This window comes from Monashia sp. HAY1-2A, from assembly GCF_056755315.1.
On sequence record NZ_JBNDHY010000585.1, the window covers coordinates 1 to 221 of the forward strand.

General features: G+C 70.6%; 1 protein-coding gene. It reads left to right on the forward strand.

Annotation, left to right across the window (positions count from 1 at the left end; all coding sequences use genetic code 11):
• A partial coding sequence (locus ACPYOM_RS23150) for a hypothetical protein (protein ID WP_481347766.1) occupies window positions 1-221 on the forward strand: 221 nt, incomplete at both ends.

A 221-nucleotide genomic window follows, 5' to 3' on the forward strand; every position in this document is an offset into this window, starting at 1 on the left:
CCCCCCCCCCCCCCCCCCCCCCCCCCCCCCCCCCCCAAACCAAACACCCCCCCCCCAAATTACTACGCGTCTCGTGGGCTCGGAGATGTGTATAAGAGACAGTGGCGGAGCAGGGCGCGAGTCCGCAGCGAGGGGCTGGCCCGGTCCAGCCGGGCCTTGAGCGCCTCGAGCCTGGCCCGCCTCCCTGTCTCTTATACACATCTGACGCTGCCGACGACGGA